Genomic DNA, 1,528 nt, shown 5'->3' with positions numbered 1-1,528 from the left:
TCCATCAAAGTCCTTGGGTTCAAGTAGTGTAACCTTAACCATATCTGTCTAGCCCTGATCCGTACCTACTCCTGAGCTACCTTGGAGAGTTCATAGACCTTTTGGGCGTGGATGCTATGTTCAGCACTTCCTTTCGGAATCTACGAGAGTGTTGCCACCCGTGCCTAACCACACTGGGCTTCGAATACATCCACAATCCGAGAGTTAGCTCTTAGGCTAAACAACTGATATTCAATCGTTTACAAGGCACACAGAATCTAGCATTTCAACCTCCTTCAAAGTATTAATCACTGCAGATGAATCTGATGTTCCAGATTTTCCAGCGCCTTTGCAAATACTTGAACAGCAGCGTAGGAACGAAGACTATGAATCGTAGGATCTGATCCAAATTCAGCCTTGTATTGTTATGTGACACTTCTAGCGCTTGCCATTTTTGAAAGATCAAATAGCACAGAAACAATAATATTCCATTGCGTATTTTCCTGCATTTTCAATGAACGAAAGATCTTTTACGCCATCTCCAGAAATGAAGTAGGCATTATTTCTTTCTTTTCGGGCCCAGCAACAAATTTAGCCGCTTCTGGATGATAACCACTGAAAAACACAGCGGTACCATTTGAACTGTTCACCTTTGCTTTGCGGAGCTTTCCGATTAGCTCAGAATAACTCTCAGCTCCAGATTCAATGGGCTCAAAGACCCGCACCTTGACCCATGTTCAAGACCATCTTTAACGAAACCAGCCATCTCTTTTCCATAGTTTCCTTGGTCAAAAATTACAGCAGCCTTTTTTATTCCCAACGCTTTGACAGCAAACTCTATTTGCAGAAGTGCTTGAGAAGCGTCGTGACTGATTGTCCTGAAGAAATTGGGATATTTACCATCATTCGTCAGGTTTGGATTGTTCGAAGCAGCAGATGTAACCGGAATATTTGCGCTTAAGTAGCTTGGCAAAGCTGCTTCTGTCGAAGTTGTTGCAGATGTGTCCAATTACCGCAATCACATTTTCTGCCACCATTTCCTCAGCTACTCGAGTGGCCTTGGCTGAATCACAGGCATCGTCTTGTGAAACAACCTCAAGCTTTGTACCAAGAACTCCTCCAGCAGCGTTGATATGTTTTATCGATAAGGTCGCTCCATTTTTTGCAGAAATACCATAGTTTGACATCTCTCCGGTCTACGAGCTTACCATACCAATTTTAAGATTTTCTGCCCATGAATTTGAATAAGCTACGGTTGAAATTCCCAAAGCAACCAAAGAGCTAGCGATTCTTTTAATGAACTTATTTTTTATCATCGGCAACTCTGTTGAAACAATTTGAATAAAACATTAGAGTTGTGAATTAGTTCTTAGTTTTCAGCTAAATCAAAAGCTAATATATATTCTTTTCAATATCCGAAGGTAATGCGCAACAAAAAATGAAAAATATTCAAAAATGACAAAAAGCAATTTTTCGTTTTCGGATTCAATCGTATTGCTGAAGCCTGTAAAAGTTACGGTGGTCAGCTGAAACCACCTCCATTTGTTTC

2 protein-coding genes are annotated in these 1,528 nt (G+C 40.6%); both read right to left on the bottom strand.

The annotated features are described in order from the left end of the window. Nucleotides 1-509: 509 nt before the first annotated feature. Nucleotides 510-704, bottom strand: a complete 195-nt coding sequence (locus tag P8O70_08950; protein ID MDG2197002.1) for a hypothetical protein — start codon at nucleotides 702-704, stop codon at nucleotides 510-512. A 177-nt stretch (nucleotides 705-881) separates the two neighbouring features. Next, the gene (locus P8O70_08945) at nucleotides 882-1,166 is read right to left on the bottom strand and encodes an ABC transporter substrate-binding protein (GenBank protein ID MDG2197001.1); all 285 of its coding nucleotides are present in this window, start codon (nucleotides 1,164-1,166) and stop codon (nucleotides 882-884) included. Nucleotides 1,167-1,528 lie beyond the last annotated feature (362 nt).

The sequence above is a fragment of the SAR324 cluster bacterium genome (genome assembly GCA_029245725.1).
Taxonomy (GTDB): Bacteria; SAR324; SAR324; order SAR324; family NAC60-12; genus JCVI-SCAAA005.
This window is presented reverse-complemented; position numbering and strand designations above follow the sequence as displayed.

What these genes read in the sequence shown, in the direction of transcription:
- P8O70_08945 (MDG2197001.1), bottom strand. Translation starts at nt 1,166, where the DNA reads ATGTCAAACTATGGTATTTCTGCAAAAAATGGAGCGACCTTATCGATA.